This window comes from Novosphingobium sp. ST904 (assembly GCF_001298105.1).
Taxonomy (GTDB): Bacteria; Pseudomonadota; Alphaproteobacteria; order Sphingomonadales; family Sphingomonadaceae; genus Novosphingobium.
Window position 1 is genome coordinate 1 of the sequence record NZ_LGJH01000024.1, and the last position, 1,074, is coordinate 1,074.

Here is a 1,074-nt window from a genome sequence, read left to right on the forward strand (position 1 = left end):
TGCGTAAGATGGCAGAGGCTTCCAACACTCACGACTATTGGCAACTCTCCCGTCTCGCTCGCTGGCACGTCGAAAGCGAGGCGATCGACCAGGCGCTGGCCAACGTGGTCGCGGCGCAAGGGGCGCTGCCGATGGCCCAGGTCTGGGGTATGGGCAGATCCGCATCGGCCGATGGCCAGTTCTTCCCCGCCGCACGGCAGGGCGAAGCGATGAATACGATCAACGCCCGCTACGGCAACGATCCCGGCATCAAGGCCTATACCCACGTCAACGACCGCTTCGCGCCGTTTGCATCGCGGACCATTCCAGCCACGGTCAGCGAAGCACCTTATCTACTCGACGGGCTGACGATGAATGAGGCAGGGCGACGGATCGAAGAGCAGTACGCCGACACTGGCGGGTTCACCGATCATCTGTTCGGGATCAGCGCGATGCTCGGCTGCCGCCTTGTACTGCGCATCCGCGACCTCCCATCCAAACGACTGTACGTGTTCGACCCTGCCGCGACGCCGAGCGAATTGCGCCCGCTGGTGGGCGGCAAGGCGCGTGAGGCGCTGATCGTTTCCAACTGGCCCGATCTGTTCCGCTGCGCCGCCACCATGAGCGCTGGACAGGTCGCGCCGAGCAGCATCTTGCGCAAGCTCGCCTCCTATCCGCGCCAGAACGATCTTGCCTCCGCGCTGCGCGAGGTGGGCCGGATCGAGCGGACGCTGTTCATCATCGAATGGATACTCGACGTCGGCATGCAGCGCCGTGCACAGGTCGGTCTCAACAAGGGCGAGGCACATCATGCGCTGAAAAATGCCCTGCGCATCGGCCGTCAGGGCGAAATCCGCGACCGCACGACGGAGGGTCAGCATTACCGGATCGCCGGCCTCAACCTGCTCACCGCCATCATCGTCTACTGGAACACCCTGCACCTTGGCCATGCCGTTGAGGCCCGGCGCCGCGAAGGGCTCGATACCCCCGACCATCTTCTCGCCCATATTTCGCCGCTCGGATGGGCACACATCCTCCTCACTGGCGAATACCTTTGGCCCAAGGACGCCGGCGCTTAGACCCAATGACTGCCGG

The 1,074-nt window shown here is 64.1% G+C and carries 1 protein-coding gene; it reads left to right on the plus strand.

The window, feature by feature from the left end:
• Window positions 1-1,058, plus strand: a 1,058-nt coding sequence (locus ADT71_RS00130; protein ID WP_156336349.1) for a Tn3 family transposase, incomplete at its 5' end; no start/stop codon positions are given.
• Between the last annotated feature and the right edge of the window lie 16 nt (window positions 1,059-1,074).